1 rRNA gene is annotated in these 1,396 nt (G+C 58.2%); it reads left to right on the forward strand.

The features are described from left to right. A 16S ribosomal RNA gene (locus BLQ10_RS21910) occupies window positions 1-1,317 on the forward strand; the annotation flags it as partial. Window positions 1,318-1,396 lie beyond the last annotated feature (79 nt).

A 1,396-nucleotide genomic window follows, 5' to 3' on the forward strand; every position in this document is an offset into this window, starting at 1 on the left:
TTTTTGTGGTTTTGGATGGACTCGCGGCCTATCAGCTTGTTGGTGAGGTAATGGCTCACCAAGGCGACGACGGGTAGCCGGCCTGAGAGGGTGACCGGCCACACTGGGACTGAGACACGGCCCAGACTCCTACGGGAGGCAGCAGTGGGGAATATTGCACAATGGGCGCAAGCCTGATGCAGCGACGCCGCGTGAGGGATGACGGCCTTCGGGTTGTAAACCTCTTTCAGTAGGGAAGAAGCGAAAGTGACGGTACCTGCAGAAGAAGCGCCGGCTAACTACGTGCCAGCAGCCGCGGTAATACGTAGGGCGCAAGCGTTATCCGGAATTATTGGGCGTAAAGAGCTCGTAGGCGGTTTGTCGCGTCTGCCGTGAAAGTCCGGGGCTCAACTCCGGATCTGCGGTGGGTACGGGCAGACTAGAGTGATGTAGGGGAGACTGGAATTCCTGGTGTAGCGGTGAAATGCGCAGATATCAGGAGGAACACCGATGGCGAAGGCAGGTCTCTGGGCATTAACTGACGCTGAGGAGCGAAAGCATGGGGAGCGAACAGGATTAGATACCCTGGTAGTCCATGCCGTAAACGTTGGGCACTAGGTGTGGGGGACATTCCACGTTTTCCGCGCCGTAGCTAACGCATTAAGTGCCCCGCCTGGGGAGTACGGCCGCAAGGCTAAAACTCAAAGGAATTGACGGGGGCCCGCACAAGCGGCGGAGCATGCGGATTAATTCGATGCAACGCGAAGAACCTTACCAAGGCTTGACATGGGCCGGACCGGGCTGGAAACAGTCCTTCCCCTTTGGGGCCGGTTCACAGGTGGTGCATGGTTGTCGTCAGCTCGTGTCGTGAGATGTTGGGTTAAGTCCCGCAACGAGCGCAACCCTCGTTCCATGTTGCCAGCGCGTAATGGCGGGGACTCATGGGAGACTGCCGGGGTCAACTCGGAGGAAGGTGGGGACGACGTCAAATCATCATGCCCCTTATGTCTTGGGCTTCACGCATGCTACAATGGCCGGTACAAAGGGTTGCGATACTGTGAGGTGGAGCTAATCCCAAAAAGCCGGTCTCAGTTCGGATTGGGGTCTGCAACTCGACCCCATGAAGTCGGAGTCGCTAGTAATCGCAGATCAGCAACGCTGCGGTGAATACGTTCCCGGGCCTTGTACACACCGCCCGTCAAGTCACGAAAGTTGGTAACACCCGAAGCCGGTGGCCTAACCCCTTGTGGGAGGGAGCTGTCGAAGGTGGGACTGGCGATTGGGACTAAGTCGTAACAAGGTAGCCGTACCGGAAGGTGCGGCTGGATCACCTCCTTTCTAAGGAGCACCTACAACCACCCTGCCGGGCGCATGCCCGTGTGGTGGGGTTGTCAGGAGTACGCCCGTTGCGCAGACG

This window comes from Arthrobacter sp. ok362 (assembly GCF_900102785.1).
In the GTDB taxonomy this organism is placed as follows: Bacteria; Actinomycetota; Actinomycetes; order Actinomycetales; family Micrococcaceae; genus Arthrobacter.